This is a genomic window from Mycolicibacter hiberniae (assembly GCF_010729485.1).
Lineage (GTDB): Bacteria > Actinomycetota > Actinomycetes > Mycobacteriales > Mycobacteriaceae > Mycobacterium > Mycobacterium hiberniae.
This window is the reverse complement of record NZ_AP022609.1, coordinates 3,516,877-3,540,662: the sequence shown is the minus strand read 5'-3', so window position 1 is coordinate 3,540,662 and position 23,786 is coordinate 3,516,877. Positions and strand designations below refer to the sequence as shown.

Sequence of the window (23,786 nt, the reverse complement as noted above, 5' to 3'; positions counted from 1 at the left end):
TCAGCCTCCGAACCTTGCGCCGGCGTCGATGCTCCACAGAGCCATCGTCAGCAGCATGTTGACCATGATCACGACGGTGATGCTGGCACGCATAGCTCGGCCGGCGGCCACCCCGACGCCCTCGGGTCCGCCGGAGGCGTAGAAGCCGTAGTAGCACTGCACAGTCGAGGCCAGCCAGACGAACACCACACACTTGAGCACCGAGTAGAGGATGTCCTGGCCGCTGAGCATCATCGTGAAGTAGTGCAGGTAGGGGCCGATCGAACCCCCGCCGATCAGGCCCGTGACCAGTTGGCAGGTCAGGTAGGTGATCGCCAGGCATGCAACGTAGAGCGGGATCACGGCGATGGTCGAGGCCAGCAGGCGGGTGGTGACCAGGAACGGGATCGGCCGGATCGCGATCGATTCGAGCGCGTCGATCTCCTCGGAGATCCGCATGGCGCCCAGCTGCGCGGTGAAACGGCAGCCGGCCTGCATCGCGAATGCCAGCGACGCCATGATCGGCGCCAGTTCGCGGGTGTTGACCAGCGAGGAGATGATTCCGGTGGCCGGTCCGAGCCCCAGCAGGTTCAGGAAGTTGTAGCCCTCGATGGCGACCAGCGCGCCGGCGGTGAAGCCGAGCACCACGGCCACCCCGGCGGTGCCGCCACCGACCACGATGGACCCGTTGCCCCAGGCGATGTCGGACAGCAGCCGCAGGAATTCCTTGCGGTAATGGCGCAGCACCGTCGGGACGCCGGCCGCGGCGCGCCCGAAGAACACCAGCATGTGCCCCAGCCGTATGGTCGGCTCTGTCGCGATCCGGTAGACGCGCAGCAGTGGGCGTGCGAATGCCGGGACGTACGAAGAGGCAGTCATGTCACAGTCCCGTCCGGGGGAACAGCACGTTGTAGAGCTCGCTGATACCGACGTTGACGATCATCAGCACCAGGATCGACTCCACCACTGAGGCGTTCACGGAGTTGGCCACGCCGGCCGGACCGCCTCGGGTGGACAGCCCCTTCTGGCACGAGACCACCGCCACGATCGCGCCGTACACCACGGCCTTGAGCAACGCGACGATCATGTCACCGGTGGTGGCGAATGATGAGAAGGTGGCCACGAAGCTGCCGGGCGCACCTTTTTGGAAGTACACGTTGAACAGGTAGCTGGCCAAAAAGCCGACGAAGCAGGTGATTCCGGTCAGCGCGACACCGATCATGATGGCCGCCGCGAAGCGGGGGACCACCAGTCGGCGGATCACCGAGACGCCCATGACTTCCATGGCGTCGGTCTCCTCGCGCATGGTTCGCGAACCCAGGTCGGCAGTGATGGCCGAGCCGACCGCGGCGGCCATCAGCATGGCCGCGACCAGCGAGGCGGCCTGCCGGATGACGGCCAGTCCAGCGGCCGCGCCGGCCAGCGAGGTCGCGCCGACCTGATTGGCCAGCAGGGCGAACTGAACGGAGAGGGTGACCCCGATGGGCAGTGCCACCAGGATGGTGGGCAACACCGCGGTGTTGGCCATGAACGCGCTCTGCCGGACGAACTCACCCCATTGGAAACGACCGCCGAACAGGTCGGAGAAGAAGTACTGCACGGTGCGCACGGCCAGCACGCACTGCTCGCCCACGGTGGTCAGGGATGCCAGCGGGTGGCGATCGACATAGCCGGCGGTCCAGTCCTGGATGGCGGCGACGCCGTCGAGTGGGGCCGCATCGGTGAGATCGCGGTTGTCCGGGGGAGTCATCGATCGCCGTTCGGGGTCGGGAGATCACCGTGGGTAGCCGATTGTGCGCGTGGCTGATGATCCATTGCGGGCACCATAGTCAGGGTTCTTACTCCGCTGTTCGGTTCTGTGCTTCTCGGACCAACTGGTGGGTTGGCAGAAAGGATACGCATCGCGGCGGTCGGGGTAGAGCACATGGGTATCCGCCGAGTCCTTTCATCCGGACATGATGTCGGACACAATGCCCTGGCAAGGGTGCTTCGGGCAACATGACATCGGTTATGGGTGGGTTACTGGCGGGTAGCCCCCAGTTTCGCGGTTTTGGCGCCCCCACATGGGGTTCTATGGCGATACGCTCCGGGACGAGCGCAACGAGTGGAAGGGAGTCGGGACGGTGCCGATACAGGGAGGCTGGACTCAGATTGCGTCCGTTGTCGTGGGCGTGATGGCGGCGGCCGCCGTGTTGACCCCGGGCTTCGCGGCCGCCGAACCGGACACGGCACCGGCACTCCCGGAGTTCGCGCCCGCGCCCAGCGACTGGTCGCCGCGCATGGACATCTGGCCCTACACCACCTTCACCTACCAGGTGACGCCGGAGATGATCAGTGGCATGTCGGACTCGTGCCAGTGGTTCAACGCGCAGTTCGACCCGCTGATGGGGCAGGTCGCCGCTTTCAACCGCTCTCTTGCCGATCGCCATGACGTCTACGACGGCCTGCAGTCGCAGGCGGATGCGGTGGTGGCCAACCTCGACCGCTCGACCGGCTTTCTTGGGCCGCGGGTGCAGCCGCTGACGATTCGCAACACCCCGGACAACTACGGCGCGTACTCCCCGATTTACGGTGGCGAACAGATTACCGGCGTGCTGTTCCAGCTGTCGCGGATCGCCGACAGCATCCGTAAGAAGCAGCTGGCGGGCTTCACCCGTCCCCACATCGATTCCGCGTTCGGGTGGGGCGACGCCCTGCGGAGTTCCGGGGCCTGCATCTAACGACGTGCCCGCCCGAGCGGGTTGGTAGGTTCGGGGTGCGTTGTGGGCCGAACGGCCCCGCGCTGCGGACGACGAGAGGTAGTGCAGGTGCCGGACCGTGAGGACCAGCAGGAAGCCGACGCCGTCGAACCGGCGGCCGAGACCGCCGATGCCGAGACCGAAGCCCCGTCTGCTGACGCCGAATCTGCCGACGGCGAGTCCGCGGACGGTGGGGCACCAACACCGCCGGCCGACGACGCACAGGACACCGGCGCAGCCGATGCCGCCGATGACGAGGCCGCCGCAGAGCCGGACCGGTCCAAGGCCGGTGTTCCCAAGCGGCGATGGATCGCGGTGGCGGTGCTGGCGCTGGGTGTGATCGGGGCGGCCTACGAGGGCTGGCTGCTGTACGCCCACCACCAGCGCAACGTGGCCGCCGCGCAGGCACTGGAGACAGCCGAGAAGTACACCCTGGCGCTCACCAGTGTGGACCCCACGGCGATCGACAAGAACTTCGCCGAGATCCTCGACGGTGCCACCGGCGAGTTCAAGGACCTCTACAGCACATCCAGTGAGCAGCTCCGCCAACTGCTGATCGACAACAAGGCGACGGCGCACGGCACCGTCATCGAATCCGCGGTCAAATCCGCCACCAAGAACAAGGTCGAGGTGCTGCTGTTCGTCGATCAGGCGGTGAGCAACAAAGCCAGCCCACAGGTGCAGATCGACCGCAGTCGCATCGTGATCACCATGGAAAAGGTGAACGGGCGCTGGCTGGCCGCCAAGGTGGACATGCCCTGAGTGCGCTGGGTCAGCCGCCCAGGCGAGCTGCCATCGCCCAGATGAGCACTTCGGCCGCCGTGATCGCAGACAGGCGCTGACCGCCGCCGCCGCTGAAACGGACCGCGTCACCGGCCCCCAGGGCTCCGGCACCCTCGAGTTCGGCCCGGCCCAGCGCGACGAACAGATGCGTGTACGGCGCATCGGGCACCGCGATGCGGTCGCCGGGACGCAGGCGAGCGGCGTAAAAGGTGGCGTCGGCGTTGCCCACGCCGATCATGGCGTCCGGATCGCGGCCTGAGGCGACCGTTACCAGGCGCCCGCCCGCCAGCGCGTCCCCGATCTCGCGCTGCTGGTAGGCCGGTTCGCGTCCCGGCGCGTCCGGCATGACCCACATCTGGACGAAATGCACCGGCTCGGAAGCTGATTCGTTGCGCTCCGAATGCAGAATTCCGGTGCCCGCCGACATGCGCTGCGCCAGGCCGGGATGGATGACGCCGGCGTTGCCGATCGAATCGCGATGACTCAACGCCCCGGACAACACCCACGTGACGATCTCGGCGTCACGGTGGGGATGGGTGTCGAATCCGGCGGACGGCGCGACGAGGTCATCGTTGTTGACCAGCAGCAAGCCGTGATGGGTGTTGTCCGGGTCGTAGTAGTCGTTGAACGAAAACGAATGCCGCGAGGTCAGCCACGGAGTGCGGGTGGCGGCGCGTTCGGCGGCCCGTCGCACATCGAGCAGGCCGGTCATGGCTCTCAAGGCTAGCGCGCGACCCGGTGGGTGCCGGTAGTCTCACTGCAACCGCCGAGGTGATACGGAGGTGGGAGGCGATGTCGGTCGACACCGGCGCCGGTGCTGCCGCCGGTGGCTCCGCGTGAGCCGTCCCGCCCTCGCGCACCTGCAGATCGGCGACCTCATCGGACAGGCCGGCGGTGACCCGTGGGCGATCGACGACAGCCTGCAGGCGGGCAGCCCCACCCAGATCAACTTCCTGGCCAAGGCCTTTCACTCCGCTGCCGGCTCGGCCACCGCCGCCGAAGATGCCTTCCAAGCCGCCCAAGAACACTTCACGCAGTACAACCGCGAAAACGGCGAGCAACCCATCAACGACGGCGCCGAAGTCCAGCGCGTCAAAGACGGCCTGCACGCCACCAACGCGCAACTCGGCCAGATCGCCGCCGACCTGGGCGTCATCGCCGCAACCCTGGCCCAAGCCCGCGCCGCATCCCAGGCCAACATCACCGCACTCAACGCCAACCTGATCGTCCTGGACGCCCGCATCGGGCAGTGCCTGGAACTGGAGAGCCAGGGCCACGACTACGCCGCCGAGATCGCCCAGTGCCGCCGGCTTGCTCAGGACGACACCGCGACCGCCCTGCACAACGGCACCGTCATCCGCACCACCTATGCCAAAACACTGCAGCAGGGCCTGACGAACCTGCGGGAGAAGGGTGGCTACGACGCCGCCGACGCCCTGGACGGGTTCGACGCGGATGCTCCGGCGCCGCCACCGGGACCGGTGCCCGACGATCCACAGCAGTTCCACGACTTCTGGAACAGCCTGACGCCCGGACAGAAGGAGTGGCTCTACAACTCCGACAACAACATCGGCAACCATCCGGGGATGCCCTGTGACCCGCCGGACGGCCTGGGCTACGACCACTACAACAAGCGGCACCTGGCCGAGGAACTCGCGCGCGCACAGTCCGCCGCGGCGCAGGCGCAGGCGTTGCAGAACCAGCACCCGGACTGGGCTGCCGGCGAGAATATTCCGCGTCCCAACAAGCCGGGCGCAATATTCGACGACCGGGTGGCCTACGAGAACTGGCAGCGCCAGTACGACGCCGCGCGCGATGGCTCGAAGTATCTGGCCGACCTGCAGGCCGTCGATTCGGCTGTCAGTGCCAGCCCGGACCGCAAGCTGATGCTGTTGGACACCGAAAGCGGCACGCAGGCCCGTGCCGCCATCGCGGTCGGCGATCCGGATAAGGCGACCCACGTATCGGTCACCGCCCCCGGACTCAACACCACGGTGCACGGCAGCATCGGGGGAATGACCGAAGAGGCGACCAACCTCCAGCAAGAGGCCCTGCGGCAGTTGGGACTTACCCCCGGGCACGCAACAGATTCCGTTTCGACGATCGCCTGGATCGGTTACGACCCGCCGCAGGTGCCCGGCTTCGACGACAAAACCGCTTCCCTGTCCGGGATCTGGGGCGTCGCCCACGACGAGCTTGCCCGGGCCGGCGCCCGCGATCTGGCCCGCTTCTACGACGGGATACAGGCCTCGCACCTCGGCGGTCCCGCCGATCTGACCGCGATCGGGCATTCCTACGGTTCACTGACCACCGGGCTGGCGCTGCAGGAGGCCGGTGATCACGGGGTATCGCGGGCGCTGTTCTACGGGTCCCCCGGAATCGCAGCCTCCACGCCGGAGCAACTGCAGCTGCACGCCGGCCAGGTCTACGCGATGGAAACCCCCGATGACCCCATCCAATGGGCCTACGACGCCAGGGCGGTGGGCCAGGGCATTCCGATCCTGGGCACCTACCTCAACAACGAATTCGGCGATTTCGGATCGAACCCGGCCACCAACCCCGAATTCACCCGACTGGCCACCGGTGCCGCTAGCGTGCCCGACGGGCATGGCGGCGCCATCGTGCTGCAGGAAGCGCACGGCCACAGCGATTACCCGCGCTTCCCCGACGGAGGAGGAATTCGGACGACCAACTACAACATCGCCGCGGTCCTGGCCGGTCTCGGCGACAAGGCGGTTCGAGGAAATTGACGGATCACCACATATCCCCACCCCAGCCGCGACGATGCCTGTCCGCTGTCTTGGCCATCGCCGCACTAACCGCAGGATGTCACGTGTCTCAACCTTATGAACCCACTCCGCCCAGCGTGGCCGCAGAGGCCCTGGACGTGCTCAGATCTCTGCCGTCCTTCGAGGAGACCCAAACCCAGGTACAGGCGGCGATGGACGAGATAACCACGGCCGCAAGCGAGGTCATCTCATCTGTCAGCTGGGAGACCATCCACGAGGGTTCGGGCGGTCGATGCGAGCGGCCCTATGAGCAGACCGACGGCAAACGGTACTTCCTCCCCAACGCCATTGCGCAGAATGTCGACGTGTCAGAGCAGGCCTGGGCAAAGCTCGAAAAGATCGCCAAAGAGGCGGCTGCGAAGCTGGACGCCACCGAGGTACAGGTGATGGCGAACCAGCCGGGCAATCACGACGTCGGTTTCTACGGCCCCACCGGGCTTTTCATCAAAATCGGTTACCGGGGAAACCTCGTGGTGTCCGGTTACACCGGCTGCCGGCTGCCCCGAGACAAGCAGTGATGGCCTACCAGTCCGACTCGTCGTAGGTGATCACGCCGCGGATGTTCTTGCCGTCCACCATGTCCTGGTAGCCGGCGTTGACGTCTTCGAGCTTGTAGGTCGTGGTGATCATCTCGTCGAGCTTGAGCAGGCCGGACTTGTACAGGGCCGCCAGCCGGGGCGTCTCGATGTGCGAGCTACCGCCGCCGAAGATGTTGCCCTTCAACGTCTTCTGCAGCATGGTGAACAGGAAAAGGTTCAGCTTGACGTCGGCGTCGGCCATCGCGCCCATTCCGGTCACCACGCAGGTGCCGGTCTTGGCGGTCAGTGTCATCGCCTCTTCGATGTACTCGCCCTTCATGTCCCCGACGGCAATGATCACCTTGTCGGCCATCAGGCCCCAGGTCTCCTCCATCACCGGCATGATCGCCTCGGCCATCGACGGATACACACCGGTGGCGCCGAACTTGACGGCTTGATCGCGCTTGAAGGGAACCGGGTCGATGGCGATCACCCGCCGGGCGCCCGAGAGCACCGCACCCTGCAGGGCGCTCATGCCGATCCCGCCGACCCCGACGATGATGACGGTCTCGCCGGGCTTCACCTCCGCGACGTTGGTGGCCGAGCCGAACCCGGTAGGCACCGCGCAACCCATGATCGCGGCGGTCTGGAACGGGATGTCCTTGTCGATCTTGACGACGGAGTCCTGATGCACGGTCATGTAGGGCGCGAACGTGCCGAGCAGGTTCATCGGGGAGACCGCGTGGGAGCCGGCGTGGATTCGGTTCGTGCCGTCGGCGATGGCTTTGCCGCCCAGCAGCACCGCGCCGCGATCACACAGCGAGCGGAAGCCCTTCATGCACGGCGGGCAGGCACCGCACGCCGGGATGAAGGCCATCACGACATGGTCGCCCTCTTCCAGGCCCGTCACCGACTTGCCGACCTTGGTGATCACCCCGGCACCCTCGTGGCCGCCCAGCGCCGGCAGACCGATCGGGGTGGCCCCGGTGGTGACGTGGTAGTCGGAGTGGCACATTCCCGCGGCGTGCATCCGGACCTGGACTTCGCCTTCGACAGGGTCGCCCAACTCGATCTCGTCGACCCGCCACGGCGAGTTCAGCTCCCACAGCAATGCGCCCTTGGTCTTCATGACCGGCCATCATAGAACACGTTCCAGAAGTGCCTCTGGTAGGTGTCCTCAGCTGGGAAAATGCCGCCTTAGCCCGTCTTGTGCGGAATGCCCGCGGACAGCCCGCCGTCGATGACCAGGTCGGACCCGGTCATGTAGGAGGACTCGTCGGAGGCCAGAAACACCACCGCGGTGGACACCTCTGCCGACTTGGCGCCGCGGCCCAGCGGGATCTGCAGCGAGTCATCGGGGATGGCGATCGTCATCCTGGTGCGGATCAGCCCGGGCAACACGCTGTTGATCCGGATGTTGTGCGGGGCGAGTTCGACGGCCGCGGCCTTGGCCAGCCCGCGCACCCCCCACTTCGATGCGACGTAGCCGTAGAGGCCTGCGGTGCCGCGCATCCCCTCCACCGAGGAGATGTTGATGATGGAGCCGCCGCCGGCGGCCTTCATCGGGGCGACGGCCGCGTGCATACCCAGCATGGTCCCGGTCAGGTTGACGTCCAGGACCTGTTGCCAGGTGGCCAGGTCGAAGTTCTCCAGGGCGTTGTACTTGGCGATCCCGGCGTTGTTCACCAGCACGTCGAGGCTGCCGAAGGCGTCGACTGCGGTCTGTACAGCCGCCTGCCACTGCTCGGCCTGGGTGACGTCGAGACGGACGAACCGTGCGGTGTCGGCCCCCAATTCGTCGGCCAGCCGATTGCCCTCGTCCTCGAGGACGTCACCGATCACGACCTTCGCTCCCTCGGCGGCCAGTGCCCGGGTGTGTGCTGCGCCCATTCCCCGCGCGCCGCCGCTGATCAGCGCAACTTTGCCCTCGACTCGTCCCATGGCTGGCGAGGTTACCTCGACGCACTTGCCGCCCGTTACGCTGCCCTGATGGCCGTGACCCGCACCGAACGAACCTTCGAGGGTGTCCGCCAGGTGCCGATCGTCTACGACACGTGGACACCGCCGGACGCGCCGCGCGCGGTGGTGGTGCTTGCGCACGGATTCGGCGAACACGCCCGGCGGTATGACCATGTCGCGGACCGTTTCGGTGCGGCGGGTCTGGTGACCTATGCCCTCGACCACCGGGGGCACGCTCGCTCGGGTGGCCGTCGAGTGCTGTGCCGCGACATCGCCGAGTACACCGCCGACTTCCACACGCTGACCGGAATCGCCGCCCGGGAGCACCCCGGAGTGCCGCGCGTGGTGCTCGGGCACAGCATGGGCGGGGCGATCGTGTTCAGCTACGGCGTGGACCGGCCCGACGACTACCAACTGATGGTGCTGTCCGGACCGGCGGTTGGCATGGCCGACGTCGTCTCACCGGGATTGGCCTGGGTGGCCAAAGCGCTCGGGGTGGTCGCGCCGGGCCTGCCGGTGGAGAAGCTCGACAGTGCCCTGGTCTCGCGTGACCCGGCGGTGGTGGCGGCGTACGACGCGGACCCGCTGGTCCACCACGGGCGGGTGCCGGCCGGTGTGGCCCGGGCGCTGATCAAGGTCGGCGAGACCATGCCGACGCGGGCGCAGGCGCTCACTGCGCCGCTGCTGGTGGTGCATGGCGAAGACGATGGGCTGGTGCCCGCTGCGGGCAGCAGGCGCCTGGCGGAGCACGCCGGCTCCAGCGACGTGCAGTTGACCGTCTATCCGGGTCTCTACCACGAAGTATTCAACGAACCGCAGCGCGCGCAGGTGCTCGACGAGGTCGTCGGCTGGATCGACGCGCACCTGTGAGTCACCGGCGCCGGGTGTCGCCGGCGTCGGCTAGCGTGGCGCCCATGAGCCCCGACGTTGACGAGGCAGAGCGCAGCGATGCCGAGGAGCGGCGGTCATGAGCCCCGACGACAAGATGCTGGCGCGGATCGCCGCGCTGTTACGTCAGGCGGAGGGCACCGACAACGCCCATGAGGCGGACGCTTTCATGGCGGCGGCACAACGGCTGGCCACCGCCACCTCCATCGATCTGGCGGTGGCGCGGGCCCACTCCGCCAACCGGACCGCTGCGACGGCACCGGTGCAGCGCACCATCACCATCGGATCGCCCGGAACCAAGGGATTGCGCACCTATGTGCAGCTGTTCGTGGGGATCGCCGCCGCCAACGACGTGCGATGCGACGTGGCAATGAACTCCACCTACGTCTACGCCTACGGGTTCGCCGAGGACATCGACGCCACCCACGCCCTCTACGCGAGTCTGGTCGTTCAGATGGTGCGGGCCTCCGACGCCTACATCGCCACGGGTGCGCACCGCCCGACTCCCACCATCACCGCCCGGCTCAACTTTCACCTGGCGTTCGGGGCCCGGGTCGCCCAGCGGCTGGCCGAGGCGCGAGACGAGGCCCGGCGCGAGGCCGAGTCCGGCCGGAAAAGAACTCCCGGGACTGCGATCGCGTTGCGCAACAAAGAGATCGAACTGCAGGACTTCTACCGCGGCACCTCCAAGGCGCGTGGTACCTGGCGGGCCACTCGGGCGGCGGCGGGGTACTCCTCGGCGGCGCGACGGGCCGGCGATCGGGCCGGACGTCAAGCTCGACTGGGCGGTGAGGCCGAGCTGTCGGTGGCGCGGTCCGCGCTGGAGCGGTGAGCGGCAACGCCGCGGAGCGCGACGGTCAGCGCGCCAAGGTCTATGCCGCGGAACTGTTCGTGCGCACCTTGTTCGACCGCGCTGCCGAGACCGGTACGCGCAGCATCGACTTCTTCGGCGCCGCGCTGACGCTGCCACCGGAGGCCCGTTTCGCGACGGTGGCGGCGGTTGAGCGGTACGTCGAGGACGTCATGGCCCTGCCGGGCGTGCGTGACCGGTGGAAGGACGCGGCGGGCCTGGCCGTGCGTACTCGCCGCGGCACCACTGCCGCACATTACGAAAAGGTCGGGGCGGCCGGCATTATCGCCGTGCCGGACCAGCGTGGCGGGGACTGGGCGCTGCGGGAACTGGTGGTGCTGCACGAGATCGCGCATCACCTGTGTGACGCCCGGCCGGCGCACGGCCCGCAGTTCGTTGCGACGTTCTGCGAGTTGGCCGAGATGGTGATGGGCCCGGAGTCGGGCTACGTGCTGCGGGTGGTGTTTGCCAAGGAAGGGGTGCGCTGAGGGGCGCGCAGGGCGGCAGCCGCCCGAGCACCTCGGGTGCCGGGTGGTGTAGATAAAGGACAGGCGTCCGGTGACGCACAACGGTCGAGGTTGTGCGTCACCGGCGCCGCCCCCTTATTCGCTGATCGGAACCAACTCCTCACCGCAGGTGCATCGGTAGCTGACGTCGGCGCCCGGGCAGTGACACGCGGACTCGACCCGGACGCGGCATCCGCAGCCGTCATGACCACACGTCAACACGGCTCCATCCTCGTAATTCGCCATGTTTTCACACCTCTCTCTGCGTACCCGGCGGCAACCGGGTTCCCTGACTGTATACCCCATGGGGGTATGCGGTAAAGGGCTGAACGGCACCGGAATCGGCGCTTGCCGATCGGGGAGTGGGTGCGGATCTGAGCCGGTTTCAGGGCAGGAGGCGCCGGGGATCGCCATCGATGTACGGGCTGCAGGGCAGGGCGGGGCAGGCCCGCGGCCGTGGCAGGGCCGGAGGGTTCCAGAGGGTGCCGAAGACCTCCCGAGGTCCCCGTGGGGCGCCGTCAGCGCCGGCAGGTCAGCCGCAGACCGCGCCGATGGCCGCAGAGCCCACCAGCTTGCGGTACTTGGCCAGTACGCCGGTGGTGTAGCGCGGCGGCGGCGGCGTAAAGCCGGCCGCGCGGGACGCGAATTCCTCGGGGTCGGCAACCACGTCCAGCGTCGCGTTGGCGACGTCCAGGCGGATCTTGTCGCCGTCCCGCAGGAACGCCACCGGTCCGCCGTCCACCGCCTCGGGGGCGATGTGGCCGACGCACAAACCGGTGGTGCCACCGGAGAAGCGGCCGTCGGTCAGCAGCAGCACGTCTTTGCCGAGGCCGGCGCCCTTGATCGCGCCGGTGATCGCCAGCATCTCCCGCATCCCCGGGCCGCCCTTGGGGCCCTCGTAGCGGATCACCACCGCATCGCCGGCGCTGATCGTGCCGTCTTCCAGGGCGTCGAGGGCTGCACGCTCGCCATCGAAAACCCGTGCGGTGCCCTCGAACACGTCGGTGTCAAAGCCCGCGGACTTGACCACTGCGCCCTCCGGCGCCAACGACCCGCGCAGAATCGTGATACCGCCGGTCGGGTGGATCGGGTTGGTCAGCGCGTGCAGCACCTTGCCGTCCACGACCGGCGGATTGAGCTCGGCGATGTTCTCCGCCATCGTCTTGCCGGTGACCGTCAGGCAGTCGCCGTGCAACAGGCCCGCTTCCAGCAGCGTCTTGAGCATGACCGGAACGCCGCCGATCTTGTCGATGTCGTACATGACGTGCGCGCCGAATGGCTTGACGTCCGCCAGATGCGGGACCTTTGCCCCGACTCGGGAGAAGTCGGCCAGGGTCAGATCCACCTGCGCCTCGTGGGCGATCGCCAGCAGGTGCAGCACCGCATTGGTCGATCCGCCGAACGCCATCACCACCGCGATCGCGTTCTCGAACGCCTCCTTGGTCAAGATGTCCCGGGCGGTGATCCCCCGGCGCAGCAGCTCCACCACAGCGGCCCCGCTGGCACGCGCATACCCGTCGCGGCGCCGGTCGATCGCCGGCGGAGACGCGCTGCCCGGCAGGGACATCCCCAGCGCCTCAGCCGCACTGGCCATCGTGTTGGCGGTGTACATACCGCCGCAGGCGCCCTCGCCGGGGCAGATCGATCGCTCGATGATGTCGACGTCCTCGGCAGACATCAGTCCGCGCGAACAGGCGCCCACCGCCTCGAACGCGTCGATGATCGTCACCTCGCGCTCGGTCCCGTCGGACAGCTTCGCGTAGCCCGGCATGGTCGATCCCGCGTAGAGGAACACCGAGGCCAGGTCGAGGCGGGCCGCGGCCATCAGCATCCCGGGCAGCGACTTGTCGCAGCCGGCCAGCAGCACCGAGCCGTCCAGCCGCTCGGCGCACATCACCGTCTCGACGCTGTCGGCGATCACCTCGCGGGACACCAGGGAGAAGTGCATGCCCTCATGGCCCATGGAGATGCCGTCGGAGACCGAGATGGTGCCGAACTCCAGCGGGTAGCCGCCGGCCTCCAGCACGCCTTCCTTGGCGGCTTTGGCCAGCCGGTCCAGCGAGAGGTTGCAGGGCGTGATCTCGTTCCATGACGAGGCCACGCCGATCTGGGGTTTGGCGAAGTCGTCGTCGCCCATGCCGACGGCGCGCAGCATCCCGCGAGCGGCGGTCTTCTCCAGGCCGTCGGTGACGTCACGACTGCGCGGTTTGATGTCGACGGACGCCCCGGTGGGGGTGGTGCTCCCAGAATTCACCCGCCCAGTATGCCGCTACGGCTTGACCGGACCAAACGAATAAATACCCCGCGGGGGTATGGGTTAAAGTGGGCGCATGAGATGGGTTCTGGCCGTCGCCGCCGCCGGCGTCGTCAGCATGGTGGGCGGGGGGTGCCACCACGCGCCCGCGCCGGCGCCACAGGCGTCGCCCAGTTCGGTGGGAATGAACGCCGGCAGCGCAGTCGATGTGGCGTTTCTGGAAGACATGGTGATCCACCACCAACAGGCCCTGGAACTGGCCGCCCTCGTGCCCGGCCAGAGCGCCAGTCCCGCGCTGGTGGCGTTCGCCGACCAGAGTGCGGCGCAGCGGCGCACCGAACTGCAGGGCTGCCAGGCGCAATTGCTTCAGTGGGAGGTTCCCGGCGGGCGTTCTGGCGACGATCCGGCCGCTATTCCCGGAATGGTGGATCCGGCCACCGCGGAAAAACTGCGCGGCTTGCGGGGAGCGGCGTTCGACACCTTCTGGCTGCAGACCATGATCGCCCATCACCGCGGGGCGATTGCGCTGGCGCAGAACGAAATCGAACACGGCGAAAGTCCCGAGGCCATCAGCATCGCGCAGTCTCTCATGCCGTTTCAGCAAGCCGAGATCGTTCAGATGAACCAACTGTTGGGAGCCGCATGACCGCCGAGGCGCCGGGGTACTCCCCGCACAAGGACAACTACGCCAAACGGCTGCGCCGCATCGAGGGGCAGGTGCGCGGCATCGCCAAGATGATCGACGAGGACAAGTACTGCATCGACGTCCTCACCCAGATCAGTGCCGTCAACAGCGCGCTGCGGGCGGTGGCGCTGAACCTGCTCGACGAGCATCTCGTGCACTGCGTCAGCGGCGCCGTCGCCTCCGGTGGTGTCGAGGCGGACGCCAAACTCACCGAGGCGTCGGCGGCCATTGCTCGGTTGGTTCGTTCCTGACCCGCACGCCGTTACCATGTGACCCGGCAGTAACCGGGAGCGCTAGGCGCCACGTACCACTCGGCGCTGCCCTCAACACATGACTGTCGAAGCCGGAAGTACCCGATCGAGGCCGTGGACGCCGCAGACCACGGCACAGTTGGCGATCCTGGCCGCTGCCGCCTTCATCTACGCCACCGCAGAGATCCTGCCGGTGGGCGCGCTGCCCGCGATCTCGGTCGGCCTGAACGTCAGCGAGGCGCTGGTCGGGACCCTGCTGGCCTGGTATGCGGTGGTGGCGGCGGCGACAACGCTGCCCTTGGTGCGCTGGACCGCGCACTGGCCGCGCCGGCGGGTGCTGCTGATCACCCTGTTCTGCCTCACCGCCTCCCAGGTGATTTCGGCGATGGCGCCGAACTTCGCCGTGCTGGCCGGGGGGCGAGCGCTCTGCGCGGTCACGCACGGCCTGATGTGGTCGGTGCTGGCGCCCATCGCCACCCGGCTGGTGCCGGCCAGTCATTCCGGGCGCGCGACGACGGCGATCTACGTCGGCACCAGTCTGGCTCTGGTGGTCGGTATCCCGCTGACCTCGGCGATGAGCCTGCTCTGGGGATGGCGGCTGGCCGTCGTGGTGATCACCGCGGCGGCGGCCGCCATCACGGTGGCGGCCCGGATCGCGCTGCCGGCACTGGTGCTCAGCACCGATCAACTCGCACTGGTGGGCAACCACCATCACCGCAACGGGCGACTGGTGGCGGTGAGCGTGCTGATGCTGGTCGCGGTCACCGGGCACTTCATCTCCTACACGTTCATCGCGGTGATCATCGGCGATGTGGTCGGCGTTCCGGGGGCTCGCCTGGCCTGGCTGCTTGCCGCGTTCGGCGCGGCCGGTCTGATCGCGATGCCGTTGTTGGCCCGGCCGGTAGACCACCGGCCCAAGCTGGTCACCGGCACCTGCATGGCCGCCATGTCGGCAGCCTTCGTCGTCTTGGCGGCCCTGTCGATCGGCGGGCATCACACCACCGGAACGACGCTGCTGGGGTCGGCGGCCATCGTGTTGTGGGGAGCGATGGCCATGGCCGTGTCGCCGATGCTGCAGTCGGCGGCCATGCGCACCGCGCCAGACGATCCCGACGGCGCTTCGGGGCTGTACGTGACGGCGTTTCAGGTCGGGATCACGGGGGGCTCGCTGGCCGGTGGCCTGCTGTTCGAGCGGGCCGGAACCTCGGCGATGCTGACCGCGTCGGCGGCGCTGGTCGGCATCGCCGCGGTGGGTATCGTGGCCAGCAAGCGCCTGTTTGTCGTTCCCTGATGGTAACCGCGCGGTAACGTTCGCCACCCCGCCGCCGAGAGAAGTCGCTGGTCAGCGAGGCGCCCTCGCTGAGCTGCGGCCGCTGAAGCCGGTTTTCGGAGTTAGCTGGCAACCGCCCTGTGCGACACTGGGATCACTATGGCGACCGGAGGTGTGTCGATGTCGGGATGGAAACTCGCGCGGGTCGGTGCGTGGCTCAGCACCGCTGGATTGGCCGCGGGTCTCACGCTCGGTTGCGGATCGGCGCTGGCCGACCCGCCGCAGCAGCCCGGCGACCCCGCGCCGGCCGACGCCGGTGCGCCTGACCCGGGTGCGCCGCCGCCCCCGGCCGACTTTCCTCCGCCGCCCTTCCAGCCGTTCCAGCCGTTCCCGCCGTTCCAGCCGTTCCCGCCGGAGCTGCCCCCGCCGCCGCCGGGGGACCCGGCGGCGTTCCCGCCACCCGCGGAGGCCGGGCCGCCCGGCGCGCCCGAGGGCATCCCACCCGGCCCCGATTCGCAGACGGTGCCTGAGGTGCCGGGCGAGCCGGTGCACCACGGTGCTGGGTCGGCGACCGCTGCGGGGCCGGTTGTCGGGCAGAACCCCGAGCCGTTCACCGGGACGTCGCCGTTCCAGCCGCCCACCTTCAACCCGGTCAACGGCTCGATGGTGGGTGTCGCCAAGCCGATCATCATCGACTTCCAGCGGCCCGTCGCCGACAAGGCTGCGGCGGAGCAGGCGATCCACATTTCATCGACCCCGCCGGTATCGGGCAAGTTCTACTGGATGACGCCCAGCCAGGTGCGGTGGCGGCCGCTCAACTTCTGGCCGGCCCACACCGTGGTCAACATCGACGCGGGCGGCACCAAGTCGAGCTTCCGCGTCGGTGATTCCCTGGTGGCCACCGCCGATGACAAGACGCACCAGATGACGATCACCCGCGACGGCAAGGTGGAGAAGGTCTTCCCCATGTCGATGGGGATGAGCGCCGGTGGGCACGAGACTCCCAACGGCACCTACTACGTGCTCGAGAAGTTCCCGACCGTGGTGATGGACTCCTCCACCTACGGGGTTCCGGTGAACTCCAGTTGGGGATACAAGCTCACCGTGCAGGACGCGGTCCGGATCGACAACAGCGGCGGCTTCGTGCACAGCGCGCCTTGGTCGGTGGCCGATCAGGGCAAGCGCAACGTCAGCCATGGCTGCATCAACCTCAGCCCGGCCAATGCAAAGTGGTTCTACGAGAACTTCGGTAGCGGCGATCCCGTCGTGGTGAAGAATTCGGTGGGCAGCTACACCAAGAACGACGGCTCCCAGGACTGGCAGCTCTAGAGCAGCCGGGGTCTGTGTCCGCTGGCCCCGGCGGTGGTCAGTTCCAGATGCGGACTCGCGAGGCCGGTTCCAGGTAGAGCGCGTCCACGGGTGTGACGTCGAAGGCGTGGTAGAACGCGTCCATGTTGCGGACCACTCCGTTGCAGCGGAACTCCGGCGGTGAATGCGGATCCACCGCCAGGCGCCGGATGGCCTCGGCATCCCGGGACTTGGTGCGCCACACCTGCGCCCAGCCGAAGAACACCCGCTGGGTGCCGGTCAAGCCGTCGATCACCGGGGCCTCGGCCCCGCCCAGCGACAACTGGTAGGCCAGCAGGGCAATGGAGAGCCCGCCGAGATCGCCGATGTTCTCCCCGACGGTGAACGCGCCGTTGACGTGTCGGTCACCGTCTAGCTGGCGTGGCACGTAGGCGTCGTACTGGGCGATCAACGCGCCGGTGCGGGAACCGAATTCGGCACGGTCGGCATCGGTCCACCAGTCGATCAGGTTGCCGTCGCCGTCGTACTTCGCGCCCTGGTCGTCGAAACCGTGCCCGATCTCATGGCCGATCACGGCGCCGATACCACCGTAGTTGGCCGCGTCGTCGGCGTCGGCGTCGAAGAACGGCGGCTGCAGAATCGCGGCGGGGAAGACGATCTCGTTCATCCCCGGGTTGTAGTAGGCGTTGACGGTCTGCGGTGTCATGAACCATTCGTCGCGGTCCACCGGCTGGCCCAACTTGGCCAGTTCGCGGTCATAGTTGACCGCGTAGCCGCGCAGGTAGTTGCCGTATAGATCGGCTCGGTCGGTGACCAGCGCGGAGTAGTCCCGCCACCTCGCCGGGTAGCCGATCTTGGCGGTGAACTTGTCCAGCTTGGCCAGTGCCCGCTCTCGGGTCGGCGGAGTCATCCAGTCCAGGTTGGTGATGCTCACCCGGTAGGCCTCGCGCAGATTGCGGACCAGCTCGTCGATGCGCGCCTTGGCTGCCGGCGGGAAATGCCTTTCCACGTAAAGCTTTCCGACCGCGTCACCCATCAGGGACTCGACCACCGACACGCCGCGCTTCCAGCGGTCGCGAATCTGTTCGGTGCCCGAGAGCCGGCGTCCGTAGAACTCGAAGTCTTCGGCGACCAACTCCTCGCTGAGCAGTCCGGCCCGAGCGTGAATGACCCGCCACCGAGCCCAGTCCTGCCAATCGGCCAGCTCCGCGCTGTCCCACAGGGCGGCGAACGCCGTCAGGAAGTCCGGTTGCCGAACCACCAATTCGTCGGCTGCCCCGGTGGCGGCGCCCAGGGCCTCCCGCCAGCCCGCCCAGTCGAAGCCGGGCGCCTCGGCGGGCAGCCCGGCGAAGGTGCGCAGGTTGTAGGTCAGCTCGGCGTCGCGGCGCTTGACCACGTCCCAGTGCGCCTGCGCGAGCCGCGTCTCGAGCGCCACGATGCGCGCCGCCGCCCCCGCGTGATCGTGCACCTGCCCGCCGTAGACCAGGGCGAACATCGCCGCGATGTGCTCGGGGTAGGCGGTCAGGATCTCGGCGTACTGATCGTCGCGGTAGTAGGACTCATCGGGCAGGCCCAGCCCCGACTGGGTCAGGTGCAGCAGGTAGCGGGTCGAGTCCTTGGAGTCGGTGTCCACGTACAACCCGACGCCGCCCCCGACCCCGCTGCGCTGATACGCCCCGAGCGCCCGTGCCAGCGCCTCGCGGTCACCGGCCTCGTCGATGGCGGACAGTTCGTGGCGCAGTGGCGCTACTCCGCGCTCGCGCACGGTCTGCTCGTCGAGGAAGCTCGCGTAGAGATCGCCGATGCGGCGCTGGTCGGGATCCACCCCCGCGGCGGCTGCACTGGCCGCGGTCAGCAACTCCCGGACCTGAATCTCGGCCCGGTCGAACAGGGCGCGAAAGGCGCCGTCGGTGGCCCGGTCCGGTGGCATCTGATACCCCTCGAGCCACTCACCGTTGACATGGCCGAACAGATCGTCCTGCGGTCGGACGGCACTGTCGATGTAGGCGAGATCGAGGCCGGATCCGGTGGCTGCTGAGGTCACCGGTCCATCCTTCCACGGCGAACGATATAGCTCTCCTGTAGCGTCACCGCCATGCCTGACGAGGAACAACCTGACGCCTCCACCGAGGCGGACGGCGGAATCGAACCCGGCGCCGGCACAACTGACAGCGACACGAGCCAGGACGCCGTAGCGGAGTCCCGCGACAAGGCTCCGGAGAAGAAGCCCAAGAAGAGTGCCCACAGCAAGCCCGCCGCCGCGGACTCGCGCAACGTCCTGTCCGGTTACGGGTGGGCGTCGGTCGGCGTCGGCCTTCTCGCGGTGGCCGCGTTGGTCTTCAGCCTGGTCACCTGGTCGGCGCACCGCGCCGACATCAAGGAACGCGCTTATCGCAGCCAGGTGCTGCAGACCGCCGCGAGCTGGACCAGCGTGCTGATCAACTTGAACGCCGAGAACGTCGAGAAGGGCATGGCCCGGTTGCGCGACAAGACCGTCGGGGAACTCAACAGCGAGTTCGACGCGGCATTGGCGCCCTACCGTGACGTGGTGCAGCGGATCCAGTCGCGCAGCAGCGGCCGTATCGAAGCGGTCGCCATCGAAGAGGAACACCACGATCTCGACGAGCCGGCCGGCGTGGGCAACGAGAAGCCGTCCAACCCGGGCCGCACCGACCCCGTGATGGTGATAGCAACCTCGATCGCCGAGAACGTCGGCGGCCGGCCCCAGACCGTGCACTGGGCCCTGCACCTCGACGTCACCGACGTCGCGGGCAACCTCATGGTCTCCCGATTGAGGTCGATTCGATGAGCAAGCTGGAAGTCCTCAAATCGCGCACGCTGTGGCGGGTTCTGGCCGTCGATATCGTGGCTCCCCTGGGCGCGATCGGCGGCCTGTTGCTGGTGGGGCTCTCGCTCGACTGGCCGGTCTGGTACGTCTCGCTGTGCTCGGTTCTGGTGCTGCTCATCGTCGAGGGCATGGTGGTGAACTTCCTGCTGCTGCGCCGCGACGCGGTCACGGTCGGCACCGACAATGAGCGGCCAGGTCTGCGATTCGGAGTCGTCGGGTTGGCTGCTGCGGCGCTTATCGCGGCGGCGGTGCTGGGGTATCTGCGCTGGACCGTGCCCGACCGCGACCTGGAAGCCGACGCCAGTGAGGCGGTCAAGACCGCCGTCGCCATGGCCGAGGCCGCGGCGACGGTCGCGCCGGCCAACCCGGACGCATCGATCGACAAAGCCGCCACCTACATGGTCCCGGACCGGGTCAGCGCGTTCCGGGAGAGCATCGGCCGGACCGCCACGGAGATGGCAAACCGCAACATCGCCGTCGATGCGCAGACGCTCAGTGCCGGCGTCGAGGCACTGGGGCCTTCGGCCGCGCGGGTCGCGGTTGTGATGCGCAGCGTCCAGACGGTGGCGAGCCAGCAGGTCAAGCAGTCGGTGGTCCCGGTTCGGGTCACCTTGACCAAGCGCGGCGGGCAGTGGTTGGTCCTGGAGATGTCGCCGATCCACGCCCGGTGACCCCACCGGTGGCCGGCGTCACACGGCGTCGGGCGCTTCGCGGGTGTTGAGCTTGACGAAACGATCGGACAGCCGGCGCATCCGGATCATCAGGGAGGCCGGCGGGCTGACCGAGCCGCCGAGGTACTCATCGAGGCTGTCGGCTGGAATCCCGACCCGCGAGGCGAACTCCTGCCGGCTCAGGCCCGAGCGTTCGATCAGTACCCGCATGTGGCGGGCGACCTCTGCACGTTCGTTGGCCTCCAGATGCGTGCGGGTGCGGGCCAGGACTTCCGACAGTGCCTTGGCTATGCCGAAGGACTCGGTGCCGGCCAGCACTTCTTCGACCTGGCGCGCGGTGCGGCCGTAGGGGTCGCGTTTGAGTGCCACCACGATGCGCTGCCAGGTGGCGATGTCACCGTTCTGCAGCGCAGCGCGGATAGCCGACGTGGGCCAGAATTCGACCTGCCGGTCGGAGTCGCCGGCCGGCTGCCGGGGCAGCGACCCACGGCGTCGGTCCGCGGCCAACGTCACCTCGCCTCCTCCAGCATCGCCACCGCAACAGCCAGGCAGCGTCCTGCGACATGCTCCCAGTCCGTACCCGCTTCCGGTGCCTCCTCGCCAGCGTGGTCGCTGCCCGTGGTGAGCTCCGGATCGGCGAGCCGACGGACAAGCTGCGTGGCCATCCATTGTCCTTCGGTCGGTTGACCAGAGTAATACCTGTCGATTCCGCAGAGTTCCCCAGCGACGGTTTTCAGGCCGAATGCGTCGGCGAGGTCGGCAAGCTCGGCGTAGTCCCGGCCGTGGTTGCGGATCAGGGCCAGGTAGCCGGCCAGGCGCAGGGTCTCGGCGCCGGTCGGGATCTGCAGCCGGTCGCCGGTGGGCAGTTGGACGGCGGCGGTCTCCATCGGCAGGCGCCGGGCAAGCGGTTGTCCTTCCAGGCCGATCTCGTTGGCCGCCCACGACTCGGTTTCCAGCGCGTCGAGCGCGATCGCGAGCCGGCGTCGCCAGACGGTGACCGGGTGTACCGGCCGCAGCGCGCGCGGCTGCGCCCGGTCGGCACGGGATTGCCGTCCACCGGTCAGCCGGGCCAGGGCATGGCCGACCATGGTGCCGCCGGCCGGGGCAGACTCGGTTGCGCCCGGCAGCGCTTCGATCCTGCTGGTGGACACCTCGGCCATGCCGCAGCCACGCAGCGCCAACGGGTCGCTGACGCAGACGGCGTCCGGTGCCAGGCCTTTGAGCCGGGCCGCCGACTTGACCACCACACGCAGGTCGGCGCTCGGGGTGATCAGCGCCGAGATGTCATCGGGGATCACCACGACATCGCCCAGATCGACTGTGGGCAATGGCTTTTCGAAGTCAACAGACGGCAGGAGACGCGCCAACCAGCGTGGCAGCCACCAGTTCCACTCGGCGAACACCGCCATCAGGGCGGGAACCAGCACCAGCCGCACCACGGTGGCGTCGACCGCGATCGCCACCGCGCACGCCACCCCCAGCTCGGCGACCAGCGGCATTCCGGCAAACGCGAAACCGATGAACACCGCGATCATGATCAGGGCGGCGCTGGTGATGGTGCGCGCGCTGGTGCTCACCCCGTACGCGACCGCGTCGTGGGTGTTGCCGGTCTGCAGGAAACGCTCGCGGATGCGGGTCAGCAGGAAGATCTCGTAGTCCATCGACAGGCCGAACGTCATGGCCAGTACCAGGGGCGGGATGAACGTGTCGATCGAGCCGGTCGCAGCGAACCCCAGCCGTTCCAGCCATCCCCACTGGAACACCATCACCAGGCTGCCGTAGGCGGCCGCCACCGACAGCACCGTCATCACCACGCCCTTGAGCGCAAGTAAGACGGACTGGATCGAAACCAGCAGCATCAGGAAGGCGATCAGCGCGACGAACACCAGCACCAGGGGTTCGGCCGTCTCAACCCGGTCGTCGAAGTCCTTGATCAACGCGGTCGGTCCGCCGACGTCCACCTGCACCGCCGGCGATCCGGCCGCTGCCGGCAGGTGTTCGCGCATCCAGTCGACGGTGGTGCGGGCGGCCATGTCCTCGGGATCGACCGACAGCACGGCGGACAGCAGACCGCTGCTGTCGTCGTTGCCGAACACCGGTGGCGACACCGAAGCGATGTCGGGCGCCGCGGCCATCTCTCGGCGGATCGCCGCGAACGTCTCGGCGTGAGCGGGTGCCGACGCATTCGCGCCGGGGATGGTCACCAGTACCCGAATCGGTCCCATCGCACCGGGCCCGAGGGCTTGCGACGCCGCGGCCACCCCGCCCCGGATCTCGTGGGAGGAGTCGAACTGGCGCAGCATGCTGTTGCCGAGCGACAGCGACATTGCCGGTGCTGCGAGCGTGAGCAGGAAGCCTGCCGCCATCAGCGCCGAGACCCAGGGGCGCCGCATCACCGACGCCGTCCACCTGGTCCAGAACCGCGACTGGGCGGCTTGTGGACCCCTCGCCCAGTGCAGCATGGCCGAGCGTTTGGCCACCGACCGGCCCAGCACGGCCAGCACCGCCGGGGTCAGGGTGACCGAGGCGAGCACGGCCACCGAGACAGCCAGGATCGCTCCGGTGGCCATCGACGCCAGCACTGGTGTGTTGATCAGATAGATCCCGGTGAGCGAGGCCACGACCGTCAGACCCGAGAGCACCACCGCCAGCCCGGACGTCGCCATCGCCGCGTCGGCTGCCTCCTGCGGTTGGCGGCCGGACCGTAGTTCCTCCCGGTAACGCATCAGGATGAACAGCGAATAGTCGATCGCCAGTGCGATGCCGAACATCGACACCGTCGAGGTGACGAACACCGACATCGTGGTGAACAGCGACAGCAGATAGACCAGCCCCATGGTGACGATCACCGTGCCGATCCCGAGCGCGAGCGGGATCGCGGCGGCCGCCAGTGAGCCGAAGACGGCGAGCAACACGATCAGCACGATCGGCAGATTCCACCGCTCGGCTGCGCCGATGTCCTGCTTGGTCTTCGCCGACGCGGCGGCGCCCAGCGCGCCCTGGCCGATCACGTACAGGTTGACCGAGCCGTTCTCGATCCGGCCGGGATGTTCGCCTTCCACCCCCAGGCGGGTGCGGAGCTTCTTGGCGACGTCGACCGCGCCGGTGTTGTTGAAGTCCACCCGCAGCAACACGACGTAGGGCCGATCAGGCCGTGGCGGTGGCTGCGTCGTGTTCGGCAGCACCGTCACGCTGGGAACCTCGGCGGCCGTCCGCTGGAGCAGGGCGACGGCGTCGGTCATGTCTCGGTAGGTGGCGTCGGCGCGCGGTGCGGCCACCAGAGCCAGCGGAGACGCGCCCTGCTCGGGAAAGTGCTCCTCGAGCTGATACTGCACATGCAGCGACTGCGATCCCTGCACCTCGAAGCCGCCACCTGTGAGGTGACCGGACTGGGTTGCGGCCAGGTAGAGCGAGGGGATGACAGCCAGTAGCCAACCTGTGAAGACCACCCAGCGGAATCTGCGCAGGTTGCTGCTTAGGCGCATCATG

The 23,786-nt window shown here is 68.1% G+C and carries 23 protein-coding genes; 13 read left to right on the top strand and 10 right to left on the bottom strand.

Translation table 11 applies throughout. The features are described 5' to 3' along the window. Window positions 1-858 (bottom strand): ABC transporter permease, encoded by an 858-nt coding sequence (locus G6N14_RS16705; protein ID WP_085136050.1) that lies wholly within the window; start codon window positions 856-858, stop codon window positions 1-3. Window position 859: 1 nt separating this feature from the next. Further along, complete coding sequence (locus tag G6N14_RS16700; RefSeq protein ID WP_085136051.1) at window positions 860-1,729, bottom strand: MlaE family ABC transporter permease; 870 nt, start codon at window positions 1,727-1,729, stop codon at window positions 860-862. Between the two features lie 424 nt (window positions 1,730-2,153). Between G6N14_RS16700 and G6N14_RS16695 the strand changes: the two genes are divergently transcribed. Together G6N14_RS16695 and G6N14_RS16690 are read left to right on the top strand one after the other, a co-directional pair. Then, window positions 2,154-2,699 (top strand): hypothetical protein, encoded by a 546-nt coding sequence (locus G6N14_RS16695; RefSeq protein WP_085136089.1) that lies wholly within the window; start codon window positions 2,154-2,156, stop codon window positions 2,697-2,699. A gap of 81 nt (window positions 2,700-2,780) precedes the next feature. Beyond that, complete coding sequence (locus G6N14_RS16690) at window positions 2,781-3,479, top strand: Rv1363c family protein (protein ID WP_085136052.1); 699 nt, start codon at window positions 2,781-2,783, stop codon at window positions 3,477-3,479. 10 nt (window positions 3,480-3,489) lie between these two features. On the opposite strand, the gene G6N14_RS16685 is transcribed toward G6N14_RS16690, so the two are convergent. Beyond that, window positions 3,490-4,212, bottom strand: a complete 723-nt coding sequence (locus tag G6N14_RS16685) for a pirin family protein (protein WP_085136053.1) — start codon at window positions 4,210-4,212, stop codon at window positions 3,490-3,492. A 124-nt stretch (window positions 4,213-4,336) separates the two neighbouring features. Between G6N14_RS16685 and G6N14_RS16680 the strand changes: the two genes are divergently transcribed. Both G6N14_RS16680 and G6N14_RS16675 read left to right on the top strand, forming a co-directional pair. Beyond that, on the top strand, window positions 4,337-6,250 hold the full coding sequence (locus G6N14_RS16680) for a putative alpha/beta hydrolase (protein ID WP_085136054.1): 1,914 nt from the start codon (window positions 4,337-4,339) through the stop codon (window positions 6,248-6,250). A gap of 83 nt (window positions 6,251-6,333) precedes the next feature. Beyond that, the gene (locus tag G6N14_RS16675; protein WP_085136055.1) at window positions 6,334-6,807 is read left to right on the top strand and encodes an LppA family lipoprotein; all 474 of its coding nucleotides are present in this window, start codon (window positions 6,334-6,336) and stop codon (window positions 6,805-6,807) included. A 4-nt stretch (window positions 6,808-6,811) separates the two neighbouring features. On the opposite strand, the gene G6N14_RS16670 is transcribed toward G6N14_RS16675, so the two are convergent. Together G6N14_RS16670 and G6N14_RS16665 are read right to left on the bottom strand one after the other, a co-directional pair. Continuing rightward, window positions 6,812-7,936 (bottom strand): NDMA-dependent alcohol dehydrogenase, encoded by a 1,125-nt coding sequence (locus G6N14_RS16670; RefSeq protein WP_085136056.1) that lies wholly within the window; start codon window positions 7,934-7,936, stop codon window positions 6,812-6,814. Window positions 7,937-8,004: 68 nt separating this feature from the next. Then, the gene (locus G6N14_RS16665) at window positions 8,005-8,748 is read right to left on the bottom strand and encodes a glucose 1-dehydrogenase (RefSeq protein WP_085136057.1); all 744 of its coding nucleotides are present in this window, start codon (window positions 8,746-8,748) and stop codon (window positions 8,005-8,007) included. Between the two features lie 48 nt (window positions 8,749-8,796). Between G6N14_RS16665 and G6N14_RS16660 the strand changes: the two genes are divergently transcribed. From G6N14_RS16660 to G6N14_RS16650, 3 genes are all read left to right on the top strand, one after another. Beyond that, window positions 8,797-9,636: an alpha/beta hydrolase gene (locus G6N14_RS16660; RefSeq protein ID WP_109559834.1), complete on the top strand. Its 840-nt coding sequence runs from the start codon at window positions 8,797-8,799 to the stop codon at window positions 9,634-9,636. A gap of 97 nt (window positions 9,637-9,733) precedes the next feature. After that, window positions 9,734-10,486: a DUF2786 domain-containing protein gene (locus G6N14_RS16655; protein WP_085136058.1), complete on the top strand. Its 753-nt coding sequence runs from the start codon at window positions 9,734-9,736 to the stop codon at window positions 10,484-10,486. Next, entirely contained in the window at window positions 10,483-10,992 is a 510-nt protein-coding gene (locus G6N14_RS16650) for a TIGR04338 family metallohydrolase (protein WP_085136059.1), read from the top strand. The genes G6N14_RS16655 and G6N14_RS16650 overlap by 4 nt, the downstream gene beginning before the upstream one ends. A gap of 114 nt (window positions 10,993-11,106) precedes the next feature. On the opposite strand, the gene mymT is transcribed toward G6N14_RS16650, so the two are convergent. Together mymT and ilvD are read right to left on the bottom strand one after the other, a co-directional pair. Continuing rightward, window positions 11,107-11,256 (bottom strand): copper-binding metallothionein MymT, encoded by a 150-nt coding sequence (gene mymT / locus G6N14_RS16645; RefSeq protein ID WP_082109807.1) that lies wholly within the window; start codon window positions 11,254-11,256, stop codon window positions 11,107-11,109. 286 nt (window positions 11,257-11,542) lie between these two features. Then, complete coding sequence (gene ilvD, locus G6N14_RS16640) at window positions 11,543-13,264, bottom strand: dihydroxy-acid dehydratase (protein ID WP_046321651.1); 1,722 nt, start codon at window positions 13,262-13,264, stop codon at window positions 11,543-11,545. A 76-nt stretch (window positions 13,265-13,340) separates the two neighbouring features. On the opposite strand from ilvD, the gene G6N14_RS16635 reads away from it, so the two are divergent. From G6N14_RS16635 to G6N14_RS16620, 4 genes are all read left to right on the top strand, one after another. Then, entirely contained in the window at window positions 13,341-13,910 is a 570-nt protein-coding gene (locus G6N14_RS16635) for a DUF305 domain-containing protein (protein ID WP_085136060.1), read from the top strand. After that, on the top strand, window positions 13,907-14,200 hold the full coding sequence (gene ricR / locus G6N14_RS16630; RefSeq protein ID WP_085136061.1) for a copper-sensing transcriptional repressor RicR: 294 nt from the start codon (window positions 13,907-13,909) through the stop codon (window positions 14,198-14,200). Before G6N14_RS16635 ends, ricR begins: the two co-directional genes overlap by 4 nt. A 79-nt stretch (window positions 14,201-14,279) precedes the next feature. Next, window positions 14,280-15,491: an MFS transporter gene (locus G6N14_RS16625; protein ID WP_085136062.1), complete on the top strand. Its 1,212-nt coding sequence runs from the start codon at window positions 14,280-14,282 to the stop codon at window positions 15,489-15,491. 159 nt (window positions 15,492-15,650) lie between these two features. Further along, window positions 15,651-16,799 (top strand): L,D-transpeptidase, encoded by a 1,149-nt coding sequence (locus G6N14_RS16620; RefSeq protein WP_109559842.1) that lies wholly within the window; start codon window positions 15,651-15,653, stop codon window positions 16,797-16,799. A 37-nt stretch (window positions 16,800-16,836) separates the two neighbouring features. Here the strand turns inward: G6N14_RS16620 and G6N14_RS16615 are convergent, their stop codons facing one another. Beyond that, window positions 16,837-18,822, bottom strand: coding sequence for a M13 family metallopeptidase (locus G6N14_RS16615; RefSeq protein WP_085136063.1), 1,986 nt, complete (start codon window positions 18,820-18,822; stop codon window positions 16,837-16,839). Between the two features lie 51 nt (window positions 18,823-18,873). Here G6N14_RS16615 and G6N14_RS16610 point away from each other — a divergent pair, with 51 nt between their 5' ends. Continuing rightward, complete coding sequence (locus tag G6N14_RS16610; protein ID WP_085136064.1) at window positions 18,874-19,587, top strand: hypothetical protein; 714 nt, start codon at window positions 18,874-18,876, stop codon at window positions 19,585-19,587. Next, a complete protein-coding gene (locus G6N14_RS16605) occupies window positions 19,584-20,297 on the top strand; it encodes a hypothetical protein (protein ID WP_085136065.1) in 714 nt (237 codons plus the stop codon). Before G6N14_RS16610 ends, G6N14_RS16605 begins: the two co-directional genes overlap by 4 nt. Before the next feature lie 18 nt (window positions 20,298-20,315). Here G6N14_RS16605 and G6N14_RS16600 read toward each other — a convergent pair whose 3' ends face one another. Beyond that, complete coding sequence (locus tag G6N14_RS16600) at window positions 20,316-20,810, bottom strand: transcriptional regulator (RefSeq protein ID WP_085136066.1); 495 nt, start codon at window positions 20,808-20,810, stop codon at window positions 20,316-20,318. Continuing rightward, complete coding sequence (locus tag G6N14_RS16595) at window positions 20,807-23,785, bottom strand: MMPL family transporter (RefSeq protein WP_085136067.1); 2,979 nt, start codon at window positions 23,783-23,785, stop codon at window positions 20,807-20,809. Before G6N14_RS16595 ends, G6N14_RS16600 begins: the two co-directional genes overlap by 4 nt. Window position 23,786 lies beyond the last annotated feature (1 nt).

What these genes read in the sequence shown, in the direction of transcription:
- G6N14_RS16605 (WP_085136065.1), top strand. Translation starts at nt 19,584, where the DNA reads ATGAGCAAGCTGGAAGTCCTCAAATCGCGCACGCTGTGGCGGGTTCTG.
- G6N14_RS16620 (WP_109559842.1), top strand. Translation starts at nt 15,651, where the DNA reads ATGTCGGGATGGAAACTCGCGCGGGTCGGTGCGTGGCTCAGCACCGCT.
- G6N14_RS16660 (WP_109559834.1), top strand. Translation starts at nt 8,797, where the DNA reads ATGGCCGTGACCCGCACCGAACGAACCTTCGAGGGTGTCCGCCAGGTG.
- ricR (WP_085136061.1), top strand. Translation starts at nt 13,907, where the DNA reads ATGACCGCCGAGGCGCCGGGGTACTCCCCGCACAAGGACAACTACGCC.
- G6N14_RS16595 (WP_085136067.1), bottom strand. Translation starts at nt 23,785, where the DNA reads ATGATGCGCCTAAGCAGCAACCTGCGCAGATTCCGCTGGGTGGTCTTC.
- G6N14_RS16695 (WP_085136089.1), top strand. Translation starts at nt 2,154, where the DNA reads ATGGCGGCGGCCGCCGTGTTGACCCCGGGCTTCGCGGCCGCCGAACCG.
- mymT (WP_082109807.1), bottom strand. Translation starts at nt 11,256, where the DNA reads ATGGCGAATTACGAGGATGGAGCCGTGTTGACGTGTGGTCATGACGGC.
- G6N14_RS16655 (WP_085136058.1), top strand. Translation starts at nt 9,734, where the DNA reads ATGAGCCCCGACGACAAGATGCTGGCGCGGATCGCCGCGCTGTTACGT.
- G6N14_RS16685 (WP_085136053.1), bottom strand. Translation starts at nt 4,212, where the DNA reads ATGACCGGCCTGCTCGATGTGCGACGGGCCGCCGAACGCGCCGCCACC.
- G6N14_RS16635 (WP_085136060.1), top strand. Translation starts at nt 13,341, where the DNA reads ATGAGATGGGTTCTGGCCGTCGCCGCCGCCGGCGTCGTCAGCATGGTG.
- G6N14_RS16670 (WP_085136056.1), bottom strand. Translation starts at nt 7,936, where the DNA reads ATGAAGACCAAGGGCGCATTGCTGTGGGAGCTGAACTCGCCGTGGCGG.
- G6N14_RS16625 (WP_085136062.1), top strand. Translation starts at nt 14,280, where the DNA reads ATGACTGTCGAAGCCGGAAGTACCCGATCGAGGCCGTGGACGCCGCAG.
- G6N14_RS16705 (WP_085136050.1), bottom strand. Translation starts at nt 858, where the DNA reads ATGACTGCCTCTTCGTACGTCCCGGCATTCGCACGCCCACTGCTGCGC.
- G6N14_RS16665 (WP_085136057.1), bottom strand. Translation starts at nt 8,748, where the DNA reads ATGGGACGAGTCGAGGGCAAAGTTGCGCTGATCAGCGGCGGCGCGCGG.
- G6N14_RS16610 (WP_085136064.1), top strand. Translation starts at nt 18,874, where the DNA reads ATGCCTGACGAGGAACAACCTGACGCCTCCACCGAGGCGGACGGCGGA.
- G6N14_RS16700 (WP_085136051.1), bottom strand. Translation starts at nt 1,729, where the DNA reads ATGACTCCCCCGGACAACCGCGATCTCACCGATGCGGCCCCACTCGAC.